Here is a 22,301-nt window from a genome sequence, read left to right as displayed (position 1 = left end):
TATTATCTGGAACTTTCTTTCGTGTTTTCAGCATTAACATCATACTTTGGAAGTTCTTTATCTTTTACAGATATTGTATATTTTTTAGGTTTAGTAATAGCAACAATCGATTTACTTTCTTTATCAACAGAACCTAATATTATTTTTTGATATCCTGCTGTTTTTTCTCCATTCCCTTGATTCCCTCCCAAATATACATATCTTGTTCTATCTAAATTTTCACCAGCAATTAATGCCACATGTGAATAATCAAAAACTATTAAAGCTCCTACAAAAGCATTACAATCCTCTCCATTTTCCCATGTACTTCCCTTCCAACCAAAGGCAGCTGCGCTTTTAGGAGTATTAATCCTTTTATAATCTTGAGTTTGATCAAAACACCAAGCCAAAAATGCACCACACCATGGATTTGTATAATCATAACCCAATCCAGCAGCAGAAGAAACATCAAAGTACTCAGTAATCTTTTCCTTTAAGGGACTATCCATTTCTCTTAATCCTTTATATTTTTCATATTCTTTCCATGCAGCTTGAAACCATGGAGCATCTCCTACCAAATTCAATCCTGTACCTTTACCACATTCTCCTACCCTAAATACAGACTTCATAGAATCACCTGCTTTAACCTCCCAATTATCCAGCTTACCCCCACGATACCAAATTTTACGATGCGGCCTTGAAGGTGTAAGTTTATTTAGAATATCAACAATTGAATCAACAACAACATCATCTGCCAATTTACCTGTATCATCAGCTTTTAAATACATAGAATCCTTATACCAATCTGCCATCCCAGTTATTGCAGCTTCCTTAGGGGTATAGTCCCTATCTACTCCATCAACAATTGTAACACCGGAGTCACCCGCTTTTTCATCTATTTTCTTTTGAATTTCTTTATAATTACCTTTTCCCGTTATTTGCAACAATCCTCTACCTCTAAAATTCCATGTATCATCAACAGATTCATTTCCAAGCCTTCCTCCATATGCTATTTCTGCAATCTTTTTTTCATTAGATTTATAACCGTTTTTGGAACTTCTACCATACTCATAAGCTTCATCATTAGGGGGACTTTGTTTCCCCAGTTCAGGGTTTGCCCTAAAGTTTTTAAAATGTTTTGGTAAATCTTCAGCGGCATAATCTAAACTTTCTCCATGAAGACCTCCTTTTAAATTAGTTCCTGCTTCTTGTAATGATTGTGCGAAAAAATGAGCTTTTCTTGCGCAAGTATTGAGTTCAAAAATATTTCTGTATTTATTTAAAGTTAATGCTAACTCTTGAAGATCCTCATCTTTTGCATTTTTATATACTTTTTTGAGTATATCAACTGTAATTTCAGCTTTACATCGTGGGCACCCATTTTCTCCCTCTCTTTTCACCTCCGCCATTTCCACAACCACAGGCATCACATCATTATCAATGGCTTCAGGTGTTTCTTTCTGTGACACTTTAAGGCAACCACCTTCATAGAAAATAAACTGTTTCCTTAATTCCAGCATTTCTTCTTTTGTAAAAGGTGTTCCGTCTTTTTTATAAGCTTTGATCCCCAGTTTTTCCATATCCTCTGTCCGAACCAGATCAGCAGGAAGCGTACTATTGATTGTAAACTGGCTTTTTTCTATTTTCCAGACTTTCTTTTTGGGATCGGCTGGGTCTTGCACTTGCCGGGAAACCTGTGCTATGTAGTAATCAAAGTTTTTTGGAGGATTTTTCCATTCTTCTTTTGCAGTGAAGGAAACCTCCAACAGGCCGTCTTTTCCTGTTTTTTCTTCGTTGTAGCTTTGTTTGCTTTCGTGGGTATAGGTTATATGATCTTTTTCATTTAATCCTTCTTTAGGAATTTCTTTCAAAACGTCAATTTTCAGAACTTCTTCAGTCATATTGACAGTATGCACCCAAAGTTTGTGGGTTTTTCCATAGAAAGTCTGCTCCCGCTGGATATCTTTACCATTTTCTGTGGAGAACATGATGGAGACAATTTTCTGCTCGGAAGTCATCACCAGTTCTTCATTGGAATCCAGAACTTCCAGATAGGTCGTAGTATTGTCTACAACTACGGGACGCGTCCCCTGAATGGTAATATTTCCGGGAAGAACAATATCTGCGGAAGAGCTTGCCTGAAGTTCTATTGTAAATACCAGACGGTAAGACGGGTTGGGATTTTCCGTTGTTTTTGGAATAGCTGCCGCCAGTTTTTTCTTATAATCATCATTGGTGGTAATAAGGAAGGAAGCTTTACCTTCATTGTTAAGTGTAACGGTTTTTTCCTCCAGCATATATTTGTCTTTCTCTTTATAGAAATTATCTCCTTCCCCTTTTACCCATACTTTTACTTTTAAAGCCTGGTTCTGAAGACCATCAATTTCAAGAAAGCCATACGTTTCTTCTCCAAAACCGGTTTCAGTACGTTTTACTCCTGTCCCATAGGCCCAAAGAGCTCTTTTTACGATTGGTTCTGAGACTTTTACTTTAACCTCAATTTTCTTCCCGTCGGTATAATCTCCAGTTAAATATGAAGAAATAGTATATTCTCCGAGATCATTGAACGTAATGGTTCCATCCCCGTTATTGGTCACTTTATCTGGAACTTCTATTTTTATAGCTTCATTTCCTGCCAGCGTAGCAATTCTTGCCGTTGCGGTATACTTTACTTTGGTTCCTTTTGGAATATTAGTAGCCGGAAGGGTGAATTTATCTATTACATTTTGAATCACCTCAAAATTAAAACAGTCTGATCCTGAAAATCCGGGCTGCTTTCCTTCTCCCAGCGGGTTGGCATAAGCTTCCAATATATATTTCCCGAAATACTGATCACTGGCCAGTTTAGCATCATTATACAGCAATTCAGCAACCTTCTTGCTGATGGTACCTGTTTTGAAAGAAGGTGAATTTTCAAATAAAGCTACTCTTCCAATTCCCTCTTTTTTAAGATACCAATATACAGAGGTTCCGGAAGGTATATAATTGACATTGAATTTGGAAGCCTGAACTTTGATTGTATCACTGAATCTTACCAGACCCGGTTCTCCTTTCACTCCCATTACCCCCAGGCTGTTTTCTATTTTAACTTCTATAGACTGCGGTTTTGGGTCTGTAGGGTCTGTAAATGCTTCTACAGTATATTTACCTTCATTTTTAAAAGTCAGAAATATACGATCACCAATACCTGTTACATCCACAAGATGCGAGGAAGAAACTCCTGAATAACTGCTATAAAGCACTGTTGTTCCTTGCTTCACAGTCCATTGAACACTATTCACGGGCATAATAAAACCTCTGTTCAATATTTTCGCCTGGTCGGCTGCACTGCTGAGTTTACGTTCAATAGATACAGGCAGAGGGATTTTAATTAGGGTTGAAGTACCCGGACTGACAATTTTCTTGACAAAATCCTGAACTACTTCCACATTAATACAGCATTTGGCATCTCCAGGTTTTTTACCATAGGCTTCGAGTCTGTACTTCCCTTCTGCAAGACTGTCAAATATTTTGCTCATAGATTGGCTGAAATTGCTTCCCAATCCTATAAATGTTTTTACTTTATCTTTGGTTCCTTCTCCTTTGAAAAGGGCCCAGATAATCTTCTTCTCATCACCTTTAAATTGGGCTTTCAAATCCAGGTTATCACCTCCAAAAGGGTTTGCAATGGGAAATAACGGTCCGTTCATCCCTTTGATATAGTAATAATTTTCGGTAAGCTTATCTGCCGGTATTGGTCTTATCATCGAAATTGATGACACAGATATGCTGGCTTCAGACGCAGCAGATGAAGGCCATTGTGGTGAAGTGTTGGCTACAGAAAACTCATCTGCTTCTTTGACTTCGATCTGGGAAACATTATTAGCCTGCCCGGTAGTTGCAAAAGCAATAGTTCCGGGAACACCATATCCCGGGCAATTTCCTGTAGATGCATCCAACAGTATTTTCATACTTTTGTTGAACTCTACGTTTTCATAATAGTCTTTATATTTAATACTGCATTTGCCTTTACATGGGTAAGTTTTACCATCTGAGCCTTTACAGTTTCCAAATCCGTTGCCACCACCGAAGCTGTCGGCTTTATCGTCAAGGTAAGTTGCTACAGGCTTATTCTGTGCAAAATATTTGTTTTTGCCCAGCTTTTTTTTCTGGCTTTTCACTTCCAATGGAACCGCGGTTCCATTAGAATTGTTGGTTACCGAGCTGCTGCAGTACGCAGTGGCTCCTTCTATAATGATGTATCCTTTATCCGCCATGTCATTTGTTCATAAAGATTAAGTCATTGTGATCGTTTCCCGGTATACTGTTTTTTCTCCATCTGACAATATAAAGTCAGCTTTCTTTTTGGAATACTGTTTTTTACGGGAGTTGTATTCCATTTCTATGCTTAATTTCACCTGATATTGTCCCGACTGATACAGGTATTTCTTTTCTAATTCTTTTTGCAGGGTTTCCGGAACTTTGATTTCGGAAGTAAAAAAGGCATTAAAGCCATAGTCCCTCTGTTCTGCTCTGATAACTCCTGAACATTCTACATCACCAATTCCTTTGATATTCCAAACGATAGATTCAGGATTTTCACCTCCGTTATCTACATAATAAGGAGCAAATAACAGCAGATTCCAGAAGGGTTCTTTCAGTTTGTTTTTATAAAAACCAGCTTCATCATCAAACGCAGCCAGATATTGATTTCTGAAGACCTCAGCATTCTGGTATTTTTCCTGAAGGCCTGCCGTTTTAAGTTTCCAGTTTTCTATATTTTTATGATGGTCTGCAGCTCTCAGAAAACTTCCTTTTTCATCCACTTTTATTTCCAGAGGATAAGAGCTCTGTTCCAGAATAAAAAGGATCTCCATAAATTTATTTTCAGAGGGAAAAGAGGAATCATCTACCTTTTCTATCAGCCAGTTTTTTGTATGATCTTCATTCTCTTTCTCCTGCAGTGTAATTCTATAAGATGAATAAAACCCTTTTGCTTCTCCAAACTGTATTTCAAGAGCATTCTCCACATGATAATCATGAGTTCCTAAAGCATATTTCTGAAAAGGTTTTACTCTCGTTTCTACCATATTGGATTTTATTATTTCCTATAATTTAAAAGTCATTCCACTCTCTATGCAGCTCGCTGATTTTATTGATCATAAAATTGATTATCCATCCTGAAACCATTCCGATAATCAGATATACCAATGTTTTCAAACTAAAAACTGAGCTGAAAACAAACCTGGCACTCAAATGATCCTCTAATGAAGCTGTATCAGCATTATCCACCATGGAATCCCATATTGAGAATACTATTCCTATAAATCCTCCTGCCGTTATTATTCTTTTCTTCATATTTTTTTGGAATAAAATGTTTTGTTAATTGTATCGCTTTTCTAAAAAGCTTTATTGGTTTTTTTCTGATCCACTCATTGTAAAAACAATGAAACTTATCAATGTATTAATTATTAAAAAAATCAAAATAACTTTCCCAAAAAGCAGCGCAATTTCTTCATTGCTTAAACAATCTGAATTGTTATCTGTATTTGATGTAAAACACCCTAAAAACAAAGCAGATAGACAAACCCCTACAACCCAAAAAGTCAAAAAAAAGGAAACATAAGATTGAACAAATATTTATTATTTGAACGGTTACCTTATTTGTCAACTTCCGATCATTAAATTCAAACATTAATAATCTGAATTGTTTATTTTTAAAATTTATTCCCAAAGTATGTTGTCTTTTAAATCAAGTTTGTTCCTACAATTCCCAAAAGTAATATTGATAAATTTTTCATACTCTAAATTTTACTGATACAAATAATATGGGACATTTTTATTCATCCAATATTACCCAATACTTAAATTGAATTCATTTCTGTTTTCTTTTAAATATCAGAATACTAATAACTGACAGAAAAATCATTATCAAAACAGAATATAACACTGTTGATAAAAATTCTCTGTCATACTTAGTACTATCAGGAATACCATCTCCATACAATTCATCATTTTTGTAAAAGGAATAGATGACATATGCCCTTATTAGAAAAACAACTCCTAGAGATATTATTATACCTATAGCTATTTTAGATTTATTATTTATTATTCCCATAAAATGCTTTTTGGATCGAAATCAGGAATTACTTTTTTATAATTACTTCGCTTAACAACTTTAACTATTATTTGAGCTTTATATTCAGTTTCTAATTTATGTATTTTATCAACTAGATTTTGCCAAGGTCGATTTGATGTGTGCTTACTATATTCATTATTATTATGAGCTGCAAATGCAGATTTTATATCTGGTTTTATATCTTCTGGTTCAACAAAAGCAAAACATCCCAATGACCCTCCAAGCCAATGGATTCCGACTTCCTCTATCTTATAACTTGTTCCTGTAGGTATTCCTGTTGTAGGAGAAGAATATTGAACTTCTACTGGCCTTTTCATTGTTCGCCCTCTGGTATAGTGTCCTCCAATATGAATATTTACATTCGTAACCTCATCTATTTTGTTTCTACTATGATTAATAGGTGTTTTATTATCCAATTTATAATTTGTATAAATTGGTTCCGCAGGTAAATTTGCTTTTCCTTCAAAAGAATGTAATTCAAAAGCATCTATTTTCATTAGTCCTTTATATTGAGATGGAACAAAACTATGAGCAACTTTATAAGTATTTTGATTACTTTCTTTAGGTTCAAAGGCTCTGTTTATCATAAAATATTTTCCATCTTTCTCATCAATTTTTTGCCATCCATCCCTGGTAACACCAAAACTCCCATGTTCTACAACTTCATTTCCCTCATAGTATTTTATTGTTACACTATAAACATTAACAATACAAGCAGGAAACTTATCTTTTAACATAGTAGTTGTAAAGTCATCTGCTACATCAAACAATCTCATTATGGAATACCCAACTGATTTATCAGTAATTTCTAATTCTATATGTTTTGTAAATACTTCTGTACTTGCATTTTTATTTGGCGTTTTAAAAAAGGCATATACACGAACTCTCATTACCTGACTATTATCAGAAACAAAAAAAGAAATCTTCTCTTCTCCAGTTACTTGCATAGCATTAGAAATATTTCCATCATCATATTGTATTGCCCATTTAAGATTTTTCACTTCTGCTTTAGTAGGAGTTCTATTATATTGGGTTACTTTATAGAAATATTTTCTTTCTTTCTCTATAACCGTTACTTCTTTTGTACATGCAAAATCTTCATAACATTTTACTTTTAAAACTCTCACTGGAAGAGTTTCTTTTTTCGCCTGATATTCATCAAATTTCTTTCCTCCCTTTTTTCCATAAAAGGTATTTTCCTGGGGAGATTTAAAATCCAGAGTCCCTTTGGAAGCATCTTTCATAATATGTTCAGCTTCCTTGTAGGACTTCCCAAAGACATTTCTTACGATATTTCCGCCTTCGCCTGCCATATTACTGCATTTTTACCTGTTTACCACTATTGATAAGCACTTCCTTGGCACTTTCTACGTTGATGGCATCTTTTGTACTGATGTAAGAGCCAGCCTCCATATTTTCTGTAATATTTTTGGCTGTAGATTTTCTGCCGGCTTCAGCCGTTTCAATAATATTGCTTGCTGTCAGATTGTAATCATCATTGGCTGTTTCCGTGATATCTTCACCGGCCATAATATTGACATTTCTCTGCGCTGAAGCAATGATATTTTTGCCTGCATTGATCTGCACATTTTCCCCGGCAGTGAAGGTTATATTTTTGGGAGCATTAACGATAATATTTCCTTTTCCATCCATTAAATAAGTATTTCCGCTTGGATCTTCTATGAAAATACTTCCTTCCTGATCATTAAAGATCACTTTATTACCACTCCTTGTCTGAATAGATTTAAGGTGATTGTTGATGCTTCCACCCAATGCCACCTGCCCATGGAACATTCCTCCCATTGCAAACGGGAAATCGGGATGATGATATTCAAAACCTACCATTACCTGATCTCCTACTTCCGGTATGGCTACAAAACCTCTGTTTTGAGTGATCACATCTGTCCCTCCTGCATCAGGGCTCATCATTCGGATAAAATGGGTTGTATCGGGATTTTTCTGCCAGTCAAATCTCACCTGTATTCTTCCCTGATTAAGCGGGTCTGTATTGGAAATAACGGTGGCAACCTGTGGTTCAGCCTTAGGTTCTATAAATTCAGGTTTTGGCATAAAGCCTGTCCCTTCAGCGATTGCTTCAAAGCTTCCTGTGTAATACCCTCGGGCATTGACTTCATGAGAAACTTCGGTAATTGTAAGTTTTGTAAAATAAGAAGTCTGACTGGTATCCGGCTTCCGCATTTCGATATCTGCAAGACAACCCGGATATAAAAACGGAACGGTTGTATTTCCTGAAACAGTAAATACTTCTACGGCAGCGCTTCCGGCAGCACTTTTCTGAGAATCACTCACATCCACAAACATATTGGCATTGATAGGTGCCGGAGAAAGTGAACGGGTTTTAAAAATATTATTATTCAGTTCATAAGCTTTGGAAGGTATTTCACCTAAATGTCTTATGTTATTTTCAGAACCTTCCATTTTAGTATGGCTGCTGCTATTATAACCAAAAAACTGAGGGTTGGTATGTACAGCATTCAGCTCCACCTGAACATCTGTTGCATTGCTTCCGTATACAAGCCGGATTGGTTTTTCTGAAGGAGGAAGTTTTCCGAAATGAAGTACTTCGCCATCATAATAAAACTGTTCTCCATATGCTTCTGCAGTTCTTGCGAGATAATTGTAATGGGTTTCGTTATATTGTGCACTATAATTGATATAGCTTTTATTCTGGGTATCTACTCTGAAATCAAATTTCTCTGATCCCAGTGCTTCTTTACATATTTTGTTGGCAATGATTCCTGTATTGACAGCCTGATCTCCTCCAAAACTCTGGGTATGGGGAGCGGCATCCATCAAAATGGTAGGGCTTTGACCTCTCAGTACAATATTTCCCAAACTCATTTTTTCCTGGCTGAATGCGGCTTTGGTGATAACTCCTACAAAAGTTCTTTCAGGACTCTCACTTTCATAGTCTTTATATTTGAAGACAATAGTAATCCTCTTTCCCAAAAACTGGCGTGCCTGTTCCAGAGTATGGTTTTGAGCTTCTCCAAGAGAATCATGGGCCAAAATAAGTTCAAAATTGTGATGTCTTCTGGCACTTTGCTGTAAACGGAAATGCTTGAAGTGTTTGATAATTTTGCCTTCAATCACAATATCCAGCTTTACCACACGGTTGATTCCGGGAATATGATTCTCAGAAATCTTATCGGAATTCGAGATATTTTTATTCATAGTGATTAGGTGTTTTTTCAGAACTTTATTTTGAATAAACAATCGTTCTATAAGGTTAAAAAAGGCAGAACAGCAACCCTTGAACCGGGTGTACTATTCTGCCTGATATTTAAATTCTGAATAGGCTTAAGAAGGCCATGCTCCGAAGTAAGAAGAATTCCCCAGGTCTATCTGTTCTGCACTTACTATAAAACTGATGTACATACTGTTCTCATCTACAGCATCAAAATCTACCTCATGCTGTATTACATAACCGTTGTTCCACTTCAGTGTTGTTAAAGTTCCTTCTTCATGAGATTTATTGAAAGTGATCTCTCCTACAGTAGGCTTGTACTTTCCGTTCAATAAACTTTCCAGAATGTCTGATTTTTCAGTAGCTTCTACTGTGATTTTGATAAGAGCATTGGAAGGATCTGATGCTACACGTCCTGAAACGTCTGTAGATCTTGATACACTGTAATTAAGTTTTAATAACTTTTGTCCTTCACCGTTGTTGAATTTTAAAATTCCTCTTGAATTTCTTTCTGCCATGATTTGTAAATTTTAATGGTTAAATATTTTTATGATTTTGTTTTTCTATATCACCAAATATAGATGTAATTACAAAACGTAAATGAAATTTATGATTAAATTTAAAAAAGTGTAGTAATTCTACGACTAACACTTGTTAGGTTCATTAAGCACTACTAATCAAGTGTTTGAAAGTTATTTCTGTTACAAATCACATTATTTTACTACTTGTTTAAGGTCTTTCAAAACAGTAAAATAATTTTCGGAATTTATCCGATAAAATAATTTTTCGCCCGTAAACAGAGTGCGACAGTAGTTTCGGGATAAAAAATGAATTCAGTACTGAAAATACAATTATAGAAAGCGTTTAAAAAATAATATTCTTAAAAAAATTAAAAAAAATAAAATCTACCAAATTACTGATGAACAAAGCATTGAAACTAAAAACAAGCAATATCAGAAGGTTTCTTCAAAAAAATAAAACAAAATACTTGCGTGGTATTATAAAATGTTATACTTTTGCATCACTTTAAAACAACGAAGTAATAAACAAAAACATAAATGGTTTCTTAGCTCAGTTGGTAGAGCAATGGATTGAAAATCCATGTGTCCCTGGTTCGATTCCTGGAGAAACCACTTAAAACCTCTAATTTATTTTAGAGGTTTTTTTGTTTCTGTATTTTCTGGAACTAATGCGAGAAAAGATCAAATATTTATGAAAATATGATTTAATTTAACGCGAAGATTTAATATCTAGGGTAAAATTTTGAGGGTGCAAAGGTGTAATCAACTTCATTGATTCTTTTTGAGCGTGAGCACAATCATAGAGCTTCATCAGCAACGTTGTCTCTTTCTTAGCATGCTTAGAAATATGATGATTAAATGATAAACTTTGCGTTTATATAATGATGTAGATTTAAATAAGTATAATCAGCTATTCAGCCAGTTTAAACATTCTGCAATCTGCATTTTACTGATAAAAATCTCAGCATTCACCTCGGGCTCCGGAGAAAGCTTAAGTTCTACTTTCTGACTGGAATGTTTGATAATTTCAGTAACAGCTTCCTTATTAATGATAAACTTACGGTTTATTTTAAAGAAAATTTCAGGATTCAGCTTCTGGATAATATCTTTAATGGTATCATCATAAATATAAGTCTGATGATCTTTTGTAGTAAGGAAAAGGTATTTCCCGGATGCAAAAAAATAAGCCGTGTTATGCTCATCTATTGATTTGAGTTTATTCCCTTCCCTTACCATAAAACGTTTCATCACCTCACCTTCTGCCTGCCTTAATGAGGAAATTGATTTGAGCACCGGTTCAGGATCAAAATTGTTTCTTATGGAGATAAATTTCTGTAAAGCTTTATGTAAATCCTCTTCTTCAAAAGGCTTCAGAAGGTAATCAATCGTGAAATGTCTGAAGACTCTCATGGCATATTCGTCAAACGCGGTAATGAAAATAATCGGAGTGAAAAGTTCCACCTGTTCAAAGATTTCCAGGCTCATCCCGTCACCAAGGTGGATATCCATAAAAATAAGATCTGCAGAATCTTTCTCAAAAAAATCAATTGCCTGTTTTTTGGAACGAAGAATAACAGTCTCTGTAACAGGGACAATGCTTTGTGTATCTAAAAGGTTTTTCAGATAATTCACAGCCAGCAGTTCATCTTCTATAATGGCAATTTTCATAACGGTGCAAAAGTACAAAAAAACCGCTAAAACAATTAAGTTCAAGCGGTTTCATCTGTATTGAATTTGATATGAAGTTTTATAAATTAGGGTTATTCTTCTTCGCACTCATTGGATATTCAATGGTATATCGCGGATCATTCTGCTGAAGAATATACTCTTTGCCATTGATTGTATGGCTTATCTTTTTCTGATTTGCTCTTCTTAGATCGAACCATCTTTGTCCTTCCAAAGCAAATTCTCTGAATCTTTCATCCAGAATAAAGCTCATAAATGCTGCAGAATCCATTGAGTTTACTGCATTCTGAACTGAAGTATATCCGTCCGGAGTATATCTGTTCTTCATTACTTTAAGAAGTGTTTCTTTAGCTTCAGCCAGCTTATTCAACTTTAACAATGCTTCAGATTTTATAAAGTACTGCTCTGCCGTTCTGAAAGACACTTTGAATTCTAAGCTTCCTCCTTTAATAACTTTATACTTACTTCCATTTTTTTCAAAATACATGCCAAACCTTTTATCTGTAGTACTATTGTATGAAGAAATAAGTTCAGGAGACACGAAAGATAAGTTCTTTATAGAATTATCCCATGGGTTATCCAAAGCCATAATTGATTCCGGGGAAGCATAATGATTAGGCACCGTATTTACCGTATTTAAATTACTTAAATCTCCTTTTACTGTCAGTACCTGATTTGCATAATTCAACGCATTATTCCAATCTCCTTCATACAAAGCTGTTCTTGCCTCGAAAGCCAGCAATGCTGTTTTTGAAAATCTGTAATTAGCTCCTAATGCCTGCGTTTGTTCTACCATCAGACCTTCTGCTTTTTTAATATCTGCATGAATCTGATCATACACCTCCTGTACTGAAGATGGCTTCAATACCTCCTCAAGATCAATTTCAAGATTGATGGGAACTCCTCTGTCCGCAGAAGCTGTAGCATTGTTATAAGGTTTTCCATATAAATTCACCAAATCAAAATACAGGTAAGCACGCAAAGCATAGGCTTCTGCTAAAATCTGATTCTTCTCTGGAGAATCCTTCATCGTTTTGCTTCCTTCATTAATAATCTGGTTCACGTAGAAATTAACGGAATAGAATCTTACCCAAGGAAATTCTGCAGATGTGGGATCATTATTCGAATCTTTCCACATTGCCATTTCTCGATAAGAAACAAAATCTACTCCATTGTCATCAATATTCAACTCATCGGTACGAAATGCTACCAGAGATTTGTGAACGGGATATTTTGAATAGGCTGATGTAAGTACTTGTCGGTAATCTTCGGTGGTAACAGGAATAACTTTGCCTTCAGGCTGAATATCTAAAAACCTGTCACATCCAATATTGGTTAAGCAGATTGCTGCAAGGGCTATAATTGTTGTAATTTTTCTCATTTTTTCAAGTTTTAAAAAGAAACATTAAATCCTACGGTCACCGACTTGGTGATTGGTTGTGCATAAATATTACCATATGTCTCCGGATCAAAGTATCCGTTATATCCGTTACTGAATACAAACAGGTTACGTCCTTCAACACTCAGTCTCAGACTGGAAATCCCCATAGGGTTTGTAAATTCTTTAGGCAGTGTATACCCTAAACGAATACTACTGATTCTTATGTAGCTGATTTCTTTTGCCCATACATCCAGTAAGCTGTATGCATTGGAACTGTTTCCTGCAAACCATTTATTGGCCATCCATCCGCCCGGATTAGCATCCATATCAGGGCTTGTGATTCCCGGAAGTGAACCTCCTGCTTCATAGATATCTCTAGTATAATTTCTTCCTCTATCCAGATCCATACCTCTGTAAGAAGGTGTTCTCATTACCGTCTGCTTCAGATTGAATGTTGCAGAGATGGTAAGATCGAAATCATGTACCTTAAAGGTGTTGATAATACCTCCGGTAAATTTCGGATCTCTGTCTCCTACATAGGTAAACAGGCTTCTCAGCTCAGCACTTGAAAGCTTTGTATCTACAAGCTGCCCTGGAAGGAAATCAGCATACACATCATATAATTTAAAGAATTCTGCAGCTGAAATCTTCTGATCTCCTTTCCAGAACAATGGGTTTCCATGTTCATCCATTCCTGCCGTTTTTAAAGCAAAAACAGCATTCACAGGAAGACCTTCTCTGGAAGGAAGGAAAGCGTTGTCACGAGGCTGCTCACTCAATACCCTACTCTTATTATGCGCAAAGTTGATGGTGGTAGTCCATTTAAAATTATCGTGATTGATGTTTCTGGTAGACAATGCCAGTTCAAAACCTTTGTTAGTCAAACTTCCCCAGTTCATCATCGTATACTCGAATCCGGTTTCAAGAGGGGTTTCTTTCATACTGATCATATCTGTACCTTTTCTGCTGTAGACATCAGCGGTAAGGCTAACACGGTTATTGAATAATCCTAAATCAAGACCAACGTTAGTATTGGTAGTTTTTTCCCATCTCAGTTTATCATTCGGAGGGCTTATTACTGTAATAACTCCTTCTTTTACTCCTGGAAGAATTGTTGCATCATTATATTCTCCAATAAAGAATGGTGAAGTATTTCTGTCGATATTTCCTTGAAGACCATAAGATGCTCTCAATCTAAGGTTAGATACTGCGGAAATATTTTTCATAAAGTTCTCCTTCGTTACCAGCCATGATCCTGAAATTGCCCATATTGGAAGGTATTTATACTTTTTATTTACCCCAAAAAGGTTGGTTCCGTCATATCTCACACTTCCGAAGAAGGTATATTTCTGATCGTAAGTATAAGACGCCGTAGCAAACATGGAAGCATAAGCATTCTCTACAGGTGGGTTTTCACGATACGTTTCATATTTTTTATCTGTTGCGAAATCTGAATTCGGGAAAACAATTGCCGTACCTCTTCTTGAAGTCGGGTCATACCCAAAAGCTCTGGTAACGGTAGTATTATCTTCTGTTTTACGGATTTCTGTTCCTGCCATCAAATCAATTTCGTGTTTTGAATTGATTTTCGTACTGTACGCTGCCTGTAATTTCCAGTTGTATTGGAAGAAATCATTATCCCAGTTTTGTTTTACAGCTCCTGCAGGCAGGAAGTAATTGAATTTACCATCTTTATAGTAACGGGTACCTTGTCTCATTTTTCTGGTGAAATAGGTGTTCTCCCCTGCAAATTTCTCCGTTTTATTAGCATCATACTGGATACCTAGCTGAGAGGTAAATCTTAAACTTTTTGAAGCTTTGTATTCTAAGTCTAAAATTGCTTTCAGAGAGTTGTTTTTCAGCGTATAGCTGGTATTTTCTCTTTCTTCAAGGAAATTGAAAGGAACATATAAATCTTCAAAACCGTCTATATCTTTATCATAATTATAGCTTCCATCTGCATTGAAAGGCTTCATGTAAGGATTGGCATTTCTTGAATAATTAACAGGGTTTATTGAAGCATCAGCATCTGTTACAAAAGATGTACGTTCACTTTGTGTTCCGAAAATAGAGATTCCTGCATTTAACTTATCGCTTAATTTATAATTGTTTTTTAAAGTCAGGTTATAACGTTTAAAACCTGTACCGATAGTTGTTCCTTCTTCATCATAATATCCCAGGGAGAAATAGTAATCTGCACGGTCACTTCCGCCAGAAACGCTTAATCCATATTGTTTGTTGATGGCATTTCTGTACAACAGTTTTCCCCAGTCTGTATTGTTGCTTCTTAGGCCATTGATTTGTTGGCGTGTGAATGAATTCAGTGCATCAAAACCACCGTTTCTGAAAGCATCAAGCTGATTGTTTTGGGTTAAAATTCTCATCACCTCTCCTTTATCTGCGCGGTAAGTAAGATCAGCACGCTTTGCAAGCATCAATTCCAGATCTACTTTTTCAGAAGCATTCAAAAGATTCAGTTTGCCAAAATCAGGACGGGATGTCACGAAAGTATCTGCCGAAAAGTTCAGTTTTAAACTTCCTTTCTTTCCTTTTTTTGTGGTAATGGAAATTACCCCGTTTGCTGCTCTTGCTCCATAAATGGCTGTTGCAGCAGCATCTTTAAGGATGGTAATATCTTCAATATCATTAGGATTCAAACCTGCAATAGAGAAGTTTTGAAGCTGGTCAATATTGTCTTTATCGGTAAAGTTCGGAACATCATTTCCTTCTAACGGAAGACCGTCAATTACCCATAACGGATCCTGAGGACCGGAAAGAGAGGCTGTACCTCTGATTCTGATCTTCGCCGGACTACCAGGAGCACCGGTTTCGGGAGTTACTGCCACACCAGCAATCTGCCCTGCCAGCATCTGATCTACACTGGCAACACCAGCCTGGCTGATGTTGTCCATTTTTACTGTAGAAACCGCTGAGGTCTGCTTACGCTTTTCAATTTTCTGGTAACCGGTGATGATTACTTCCTGGATTTTATTTTTATCTGAAACTTCAGAAGTTAGTCTTATTGTATAGTTAGTCTGTCCTTCATTAAGCTGAATGACTCTGGATTCATAACCTGGGTAACTTACCAATACAGTTTTTGTATCAGCAGGGATTTCTAATATAAAATTCCCGTCCTTATCGGTCACTGTACCTACTGATACACTTTCGATAATTCCTTCTAGTTCTGTTTTTGTAGAGACCGACTGTGTCTCGATTTTTATAGATGCACCGGTAATCACATGAGAGGTATTTCCATCTTCTATTTTCCCGGTGATGGTTTTCTTTTGCTGGGCCATTGCTATATTAGCAGCCAAAAGAGGTAAAAGTATTAGAGTTTTTTTCATTGCCGTTTATTTGTTTAAAGCCTCTTGTATACGAATAATTAAATCTGTGTAATGTGCTCTGGAAGCATCATCGCCTCTGTACCTTGTTCTGTTCAGTAAGTCCAGAACCTTCTGAAGTTCTGCCCTTTTGTAAGTGGTAACTTCAGATACTCTCTTCATAGATGAATAATTGATATTCCTCAAACCGTGATCCTCTTCATGGAAATTACAGATGGTTGGGATATTCAGAGTATCATCTGCTTTCAATCCTTTCACTGCTGTTTTTTCAAATAATTTATTCACTGAAACAATCAGGGCATCCACATAATTTTTCTGAGTCATTTTCTCAAGCATCGTAAGGCTTCCTTTTTTACTGAAAATAGGAGTTCTTACCTGATCAAATAATTTTTCAACGGTATAGATCTCTTCTTTAGAACCAGACATCTGATGCTTCAGCTCATTTTCAAGCAATCTCAACAGTCTGTCATCCATAAACAGAGAATAGATATTCGCATACTGCATTCCTCTTGCCATGGTATATGGTGTCTGCTCAAATGGCCCCATTGGTGAATCTTTAACCGGATACGTTCTTTCTGTAATCGGATTAAAGAATAACCACTCCGGAAGGTTGATCGCGTTTTTAACCAGATAATCAACTGCTCTTCTCTGAATTTCTTCAGGAACTGCTTCGTAAGCTTTCTTCTTGTTGCCAAAAACAGTGTTGTTCAGGTAAATTCCTCCCACATTCGCCATCACATGACCTGTGTACAGGTCCCATTGTCCGATAGCTCCCATATAAAGTTTTCCCGCATCCGTATACTCTTTACCGTCTTCATAAGTCCACTTTAAAAGATTGTTGACAACCACTTTAAGGTTTTTCATCCCATATTCGCTGGCTTTCATGGCATCATCTCCCAAATCTTCAGACTGAGAACGAGGATCGATAGTTTCCAGGTAGCTCTGCTGCTCGCCATAGAAATACATCGGATCGTCCTGATGCTTTTCAATTAAATTTCTCAGCGCTTTTTTCTCAACAAATTCATCCGGATACCAACGGTAACCCCAGTCTATGGCATATTTATCGTAAAGACCAATTTTCGGAGTGATGGCTGTAACACCATCTTCCGGCTGAGCAACGTAATTGTAACGTGCATAATCCATAATGGAAGGTGCTGTACCACCCATTTTGTCTGTAAATTCTTTGGAACGAAGTGACTCTACAGGGAATGCAAAGGATGCTCCCATATTGTGCTTCAATCCGAAAGTATGCCCTACTTCATGCGATGAAACAAAACGGATGGCTTCACCCATATGTTCATCACTGAATTTATTTCCTCTTGCTTTCGGGTCTATAGGTCCTGTCTGAATTCTCATCCAGTCATGAAGAGAAGTCATTACATTATGCCACCAGATGATATCTGCTTCGATAATTTCACCACTTCTCGGGTCTACTACTGATGGTCCCATTGCATTTGACTTTGGCGAAGCGGCGTAAGTAATCACAGAATATCTTACATCATCAATATCAAAATCTTCATCTTTTTCGTCCGGCATTTTCGCAATCACTGCATTTTTGAATCCTGCCTGCTCAAACGCCGCCTGCCAGTCATGTACTCCGGCAATGATTTTCTCACGCCATTGTTTTGGTGTTGCCGGGTCTATATAATAAACAATCGGTTTCTTAGGCTCTACCAGCTCACCTCTTAAGTATTTTTCTTTATCTTCATCTTTGGGTTCAAGATTCCATTTGGTAATGAAAAACTTTTCATCCATTTTCTGCTGGTTATCATTAAACGACCAGTGCTTTTCGGAGAAAAATCCTACTCTTGAATCTGCTACTCTTGGTTTCATCGGTATTTTAGAAAGCAGAACCAGATTGGTAGTAACTCCTAATGTTACCGGAAGATCTACCCCGCCTTCATTTACAGAAGTAGACAACTGAGACTTCACCACAAGGTTCTTAGGGAATGTCTTCACTCCTTCTATATAAGAAAGGCTTGATTTCACAGATCCTCCTAATCCTACATTCGCCAAAACATCGTTAAAGCTCTTTTGATTTCCATCAAAAACTTTGTTCACTTTAATAGCTACCGCCGTAGAATCATTATTTTGTGCTTCAATATCAAAAACTTCAATGACGGATTCTGAAAAGTTGTCTTTCACAGATTTTGTAATCGCATCATTTTTTGGCGATGACACCTTGGGAACCACCGTTTTTACCCATACTTTTTTAGCTACACGATCCCGGTGAAAAGAGATGACCTTATTTTCATAATTCATTCCCTTATTCAAACCTGCTTCATTCACCTGCATTGGCACCTGAGATAGCTTGTTGACAACCAAAAACTGACGTCCCATCAAGCTGTCTGGAATTTCAAAATAAATATCCGTCTTTAACTGAATAGTATTAAAAAGTCCCTTTTTATAGGTTCCTTTTTTGATCAGGTCTTCAATTTTTTTTGTTTTTTTTGACGAGGATGTCTCTGTCTTATCTGTTTTTTCTTTGTTGACCTTTACCGTATCTTTATCTTTTTTTTGTGCTATTGCCATTGGTGAAGCCATAGCAAGACCGAGATACAGAGCAAGTCTGTAATTCTTCATTAAAATAGTCCGATTCATTCCAAATAGTAAATATCTTAGTTTCAGTAAGCAAAGCTATAGGTATCGCGAATCATATATATAATATTAGGGAGTGAATGGTGATTTTTCGGGAGTGAATGGATTTTTATTTTCACTTCAATAAAGGCAAAAAACATACGAAATATTCACCATCTACAGAAATATGAAGAAGATTATTTTTAAAATACTCATAAATTTGATTCAAATAATCAATTCCGAATTTCTCACCCTGCACTGGTTCACTTTTTGGCTGCCAGGTATTCTTTACAGTGATACCCTCCTCATCCACAATAATGATAATTTCCAGAGGCTGATCTATCGTTGCAATATTATGTTTGGTGGCATTTTCCGTTACAATCTGAAGGGATAAATACGGAATTCTTTTTTCCAGACTTTCCGGAGCATTAATAATCAGTTCAAACTTCATCTCTTCATCAAACCTGCTTTTCAGAAGTTCCATATACTGCTGTATAAATTTGATTTCCTGCGAAACCGGAACAATATTATCTTTAGGGGGAATTATAAGATACCTGTAAATCTTAGAGAGGTTCATGGTAAACTTCTGGGCATTTTCTTTATTGATCCCGATCAGCATATAAAGAGAGTTCAGTGAATTGAAAAGAAAATGAGGATTGATATTGTTTTTAAGCTGCTGAAGCTGGTTAATTACTTCTGCTTTATGCATCTTTTCGTTCTCTATTAACAATAAATTCTTTTCAGACTGTATTTTTTCTTTTTCCTGATAAGCAAGATTGGTTGCTCTCTGGAATAAGATAAAGACCGTTACAATAAGAAACAGAGCTGCCAGAAAAATATAAACGGTATAAGTTTTTATTTTGTCAATATTTTCATCGATGATAAAATTCACGTGATTTACGACTGTATATCCGTCAAAATTGTCTGTTTTTAATGGTTTTATGAAGCGTGTTACCTCAACACCAAGATATTCTGAGACCGCCGTTCCTTTGGTGTATCCGGCTTCAGTTCTGCTGGACAGTGTATCTTTCGCCTTAATATCTGTAAACTCGAAAATATTCTTTCCGATATATTTTTTCTCCGGATGAGTAATACAAATTCCTTCTTTTGTAAAGACGTACGCGTAAGTATTGGAACTTTTGTCTACATTAATAAAGTACCGATGGAGATCATCCAGGCTTACGGTAGAACCATAATACAGTTTGTTTTTATCAGGCAGCACCAGAGAATCATAACTCACCCAATACATACTGTCTTTTTTGGTAATCAAAAGATCCCTGAAATGTCCGGAACCGCTGTTTTTTAAACTAATAAAATTCTCTTTATGTTCTGTCTGTCTGAAAATACCAGATAAAGGATTATTACTTTCTGTTTTTCCTGAAGCTGTATTTTCGTAATAATACCAGCTGTAAGGCAGCAGATTTCTTTTTTTGTTTAAATCATTTAAAACCAAAGAATAATCTTTATAATTCTTCAGTCCGTCTTTCTGAATCAGTGCACGAAGCAGGTATTGATAATCTTCAATATTTCTGAACTCATGCTCTATAGATTCATATTTGCGGAAGAAGGTTTTCTTTGCAAAATCATCAGTGTTTTTACGGCTGTCTTCTGTGATCAAAAGACTCAAAACGGCAAATGCTGCCACTGCAATAAGGCAGGCAGATAATGCGGTGATGTAAATGTATTTTGGGGATAAGGCGTGTTTAAAATTAATGCTCAAGTTTCTCTGAATTGTTGTTCTCCTACATATAAATTATTCGTTTGCAAAGATATAACAAAGATTCCAGTACCATAAAGTGAATTATTTTTATCTTTAAAACCGCCAGTGGGCACGCTTATTTTTTTAACAAAAACATGTATTTTAAGCTATTTATTTCAAAAACATAAAAAAACTACCAAAAAATGGTAGTTTCAATATATTCAGATTATAATTTTTCCTACAGCTTTCTTAATAGTTCTTCAGTATTCATGATGGTGGCAAATTCTTCACTCAGATTGGCTAACGCCATGAGATGAACCAGTTCCGCTTCATATTTTTCTCCATGTATTCCCACTCTGTCAAAAGCCGCCGTAGCATCAGAAATCACATAGGTTTCATATCCAAAATTTCCTGCCATTCTTGCTGTAGTGGAAACACAATGATTGGTCGTAATTCCCAGAATCACCAGAGTATCTATTTTCTGAATATCTAATTTTTCTTTCAGATCCGTTCCTATAAAAGCACTGTTTACGTTTTTTGTAATAACACATTCGTCATCTTGGGGTAAAACATGATCATTAAATCCGAATCCAGGATCAGATTCATGCAGTTTCGATGTAAGATTGGTTGAGTTGTGCCTGATATGAAATACCGGCAAATTCAGGTTCCTCCATGTTTCCAGTATTTTTCCACTTAATTTTTCTGCTTCTTTGTTATTTCGGTTTCCTCCCCAATAGTTTTCATCAAGAAATCCTTTTTGAATATCAATAAGAAGCAATGCAGGTCTTTTATCCCGTAATTTCATCTGTTTTTATTTTATACATTATTATTGAAAAAGTCTGTTCATAAGAAACTTATTATATTCATCTTTCATAGGAGAATCAAAGAGGTCGAATACATGCAGCGCACCGGAAATTACCCATAATTCGGTTTTCACTCCTGCTTTATATAAGAGCTGGGCATATTCTACATCTTCATCTCTTAAAGGATCCAGCTCACAGGCAACAATGGTAGTTTGTGGCAACCCGGAAAAATTATTATAGTTGGTAAGATCTGAATATTGAAGGCTTTTATCTTTATTTTCTTCGCCCAGAAAATGCAGCCACGCTGTCTTTGCGTAATTTTTATTCCATAGTGGAATATCTGTAAACTCTTCCATTGAAGGAGTATTCAGTCTATTGTGAATGACAGGATATAGTAAGAACTGATGTTTTATATTTTTAATATTGTGATCTGCTGCCATTTGAGTTACAGCCGCCGCCAGATGCCCGCCTGCACTTGCTCCAAAAACGGTTATACCATCAGAATTAATCCCCAGCTCTGAGAAACCATGTCTTATGATCCATTGTAAAGCATCAAAACCATCTAAAACAGGTATAGGAAACCGATATTGGGGAGCCAGCCTGTAATCAACAGAAATAATGGTTGCCTTAAGTTTATCTGCTATCTCAAACATCTGGTCATCCACCTGCTCCGGCAACCCGAAAACATATCCTCCTCCATGAAAGTAAAGGAGAACCCTGTCGCGGTTAAAACCTTCAGGCTGATAAACGTGAAGTCTGATCCCGTATCTATCTTCTGAGCTTGGTATAAAAATATCTTGCACAGCAATATGATCCGGTTTTTTAAAAGGATGAGCTTTCGTAAATTCTTTTCTTTCCTGTTGAATAATTTCCGGAGCATTCAAAAATAAATCTTCATCAATTTCCAACGAATAAGGGACATTTTCAATGCTATTTTTCAAATCAATGTTAATTCTATTAAAGTTCATAATATCTTAAATATTTTATA

The 22,301-nt window shown here is 36.2% G+C and carries 14 protein-coding genes and 1 tRNA gene; 2 read left to right on the top strand and 13 right to left on the bottom strand.

The features are described from left to right. Positions 1 to 2: 2 nt before the first annotated feature. Genes OL225_RS03340 through OL225_RS03330 form a run of 3 tightly spaced genes read right to left on the bottom strand, consistent with a single transcriptional unit; the run spans position 3 to position 5,316 of the window. Positions 3 to 4,235: a hypothetical protein gene (locus tag OL225_RS03340; RefSeq protein ID WP_264517268.1), complete on the bottom strand. Its 4,233-nt coding sequence runs from the start codon at positions 4,233 to 4,235 to the stop codon at positions 3 to 5. Between the two features lie 18 nt (positions 4,236 to 4,253). Continuing rightward, positions 4,254 to 5,048, bottom strand: a complete 795-nt coding sequence (locus tag OL225_RS03335; protein WP_047378573.1) for a hypothetical protein — start codon at positions 5,046 to 5,048, stop codon at positions 4,254 to 4,256. 25 nt (positions 5,049 to 5,073) lie between these two features. Continuing rightward, positions 5,074 to 5,316, bottom strand: a complete 243-nt coding sequence (locus OL225_RS03330) for a hypothetical protein (RefSeq protein WP_264517267.1) — start codon at positions 5,314 to 5,316, stop codon at positions 5,074 to 5,076. A gap of 88 nt (positions 5,317 to 5,404) precedes the next feature. Here OL225_RS03330 and OL225_RS03325 point away from each other — a divergent pair, with 88 nt between their 5' ends. Continuing rightward, positions 5,405 to 5,584, top strand: coding sequence for a hypothetical protein (locus tag OL225_RS03325; RefSeq protein WP_047378575.1), 180 nt, complete (start codon positions 5,405 to 5,407; stop codon positions 5,582 to 5,584). Between the two features lie 482 nt (positions 5,585 to 6,066). Here OL225_RS03325 and OL225_RS03320 read toward each other — a convergent pair whose 3' ends face one another. The 3 genes from OL225_RS03320 to tssD form a co-directional block, all read right to left on the bottom strand. After that, on the bottom strand, positions 6,067 to 7,410 hold the full coding sequence (locus OL225_RS03320; RefSeq protein WP_047378577.1) for a hypothetical protein: 1,344 nt from the start codon (positions 7,408 to 7,410) through the stop codon (positions 6,067 to 6,069). 1 nt (position 7,411) lies between these two features. Further along, positions 7,412 to 9,292 (bottom strand): type VI secretion system Vgr family protein, encoded by a 1,881-nt coding sequence (locus OL225_RS03315; RefSeq protein ID WP_047378578.1) that lies wholly within the window; start codon positions 9,290 to 9,292, stop codon positions 7,412 to 7,414. Between the two features lie 126 nt (positions 9,293 to 9,418). After that, positions 9,419 to 9,823 (bottom strand): type VI secretion system tube protein TssD, encoded by a 405-nt coding sequence (gene tssD, locus OL225_RS03310; RefSeq protein WP_047378579.1) that lies wholly within the window; start codon positions 9,821 to 9,823, stop codon positions 9,419 to 9,421. Between the two features lie 542 nt (positions 9,824 to 10,365). Here tssD and OL225_RS03305 point away from each other — a divergent pair. Then, a tRNA-Phe gene (locus OL225_RS03305) sits at positions 10,366 to 10,438 on the top strand. 294 nt (positions 10,439 to 10,732) lie between these two features. On the opposite strand, the gene OL225_RS03300 is transcribed toward OL225_RS03305, so the two are convergent. The 7 genes from OL225_RS03300 to OL225_RS03270 form a co-directional block, all read right to left on the bottom strand. Beyond that, positions 10,733 to 11,494 (bottom strand): LytR/AlgR family response regulator transcription factor, encoded by a 762-nt coding sequence (locus tag OL225_RS03300; RefSeq protein WP_264517266.1) that lies wholly within the window; start codon positions 11,492 to 11,494, stop codon positions 10,733 to 10,735. Positions 11,495 to 11,573: 79 nt separating this feature from the next. Beyond that, positions 11,574 to 12,893 carry a RagB/SusD family nutrient uptake outer membrane protein gene (locus OL225_RS03295; protein WP_264517265.1) on the bottom strand — a complete coding sequence of 440 codons (1,320 nt, stop codon included), beginning with the start codon at positions 12,891 to 12,893 and terminating at the stop codon, positions 11,574 to 11,576. Between the two features lie 11 nt (positions 12,894 to 12,904). Then, entirely contained in the window at positions 12,905 to 16,237 is a 3,333-nt protein-coding gene (locus tag OL225_RS03290; RefSeq protein ID WP_264517264.1) for a SusC/RagA family TonB-linked outer membrane protein, read from the bottom strand. 6 nt (positions 16,238 to 16,243) lie between these two features. Then, positions 16,244 to 18,817 carry a zinc-dependent metalloprotease gene (locus tag OL225_RS03285; protein WP_264517263.1) on the bottom strand — a complete coding sequence of 858 codons (2,574 nt, stop codon included), beginning with the start codon at positions 18,815 to 18,817 and terminating at the stop codon, positions 16,244 to 16,246. 130 nt (positions 18,818 to 18,947) lie between these two features. Then, the gene (locus OL225_RS03280) at positions 18,948 to 20,531 is read right to left on the bottom strand and encodes a histidine kinase (RefSeq protein WP_264517262.1); all 1,584 of its coding nucleotides are present in this window, start codon (positions 20,529 to 20,531) and stop codon (positions 18,948 to 18,950) included. Between the two features lie 217 nt (positions 20,532 to 20,748). Further along, positions 20,749 to 21,315, bottom strand: coding sequence for a cysteine hydrolase family protein (locus OL225_RS03275; protein ID WP_264517261.1), 567 nt, complete (start codon positions 21,313 to 21,315; stop codon positions 20,749 to 20,751). Positions 21,316 to 21,336: 21 nt separating this feature from the next. After that, complete coding sequence (locus OL225_RS03270) at positions 21,337 to 22,281, bottom strand: alpha/beta hydrolase (protein WP_264517260.1); 945 nt, start codon at positions 22,279 to 22,281, stop codon at positions 21,337 to 21,339. Positions 22,282 to 22,301 lie beyond the last annotated feature (20 nt).

Origin of the sequence: Chryseobacterium viscerum (assembly GCF_025949665.1) — a bacterium.
Taxonomy (GTDB): domain Bacteria; phylum Bacteroidota; class Bacteroidia; order Flavobacteriales; family Weeksellaceae; genus Chryseobacterium; species Chryseobacterium viscerum_A.
The sequence above is the reverse complement of the archived record's forward strand: the minus strand, read 5'-3'. Positions and strand labels throughout refer to the sequence as shown.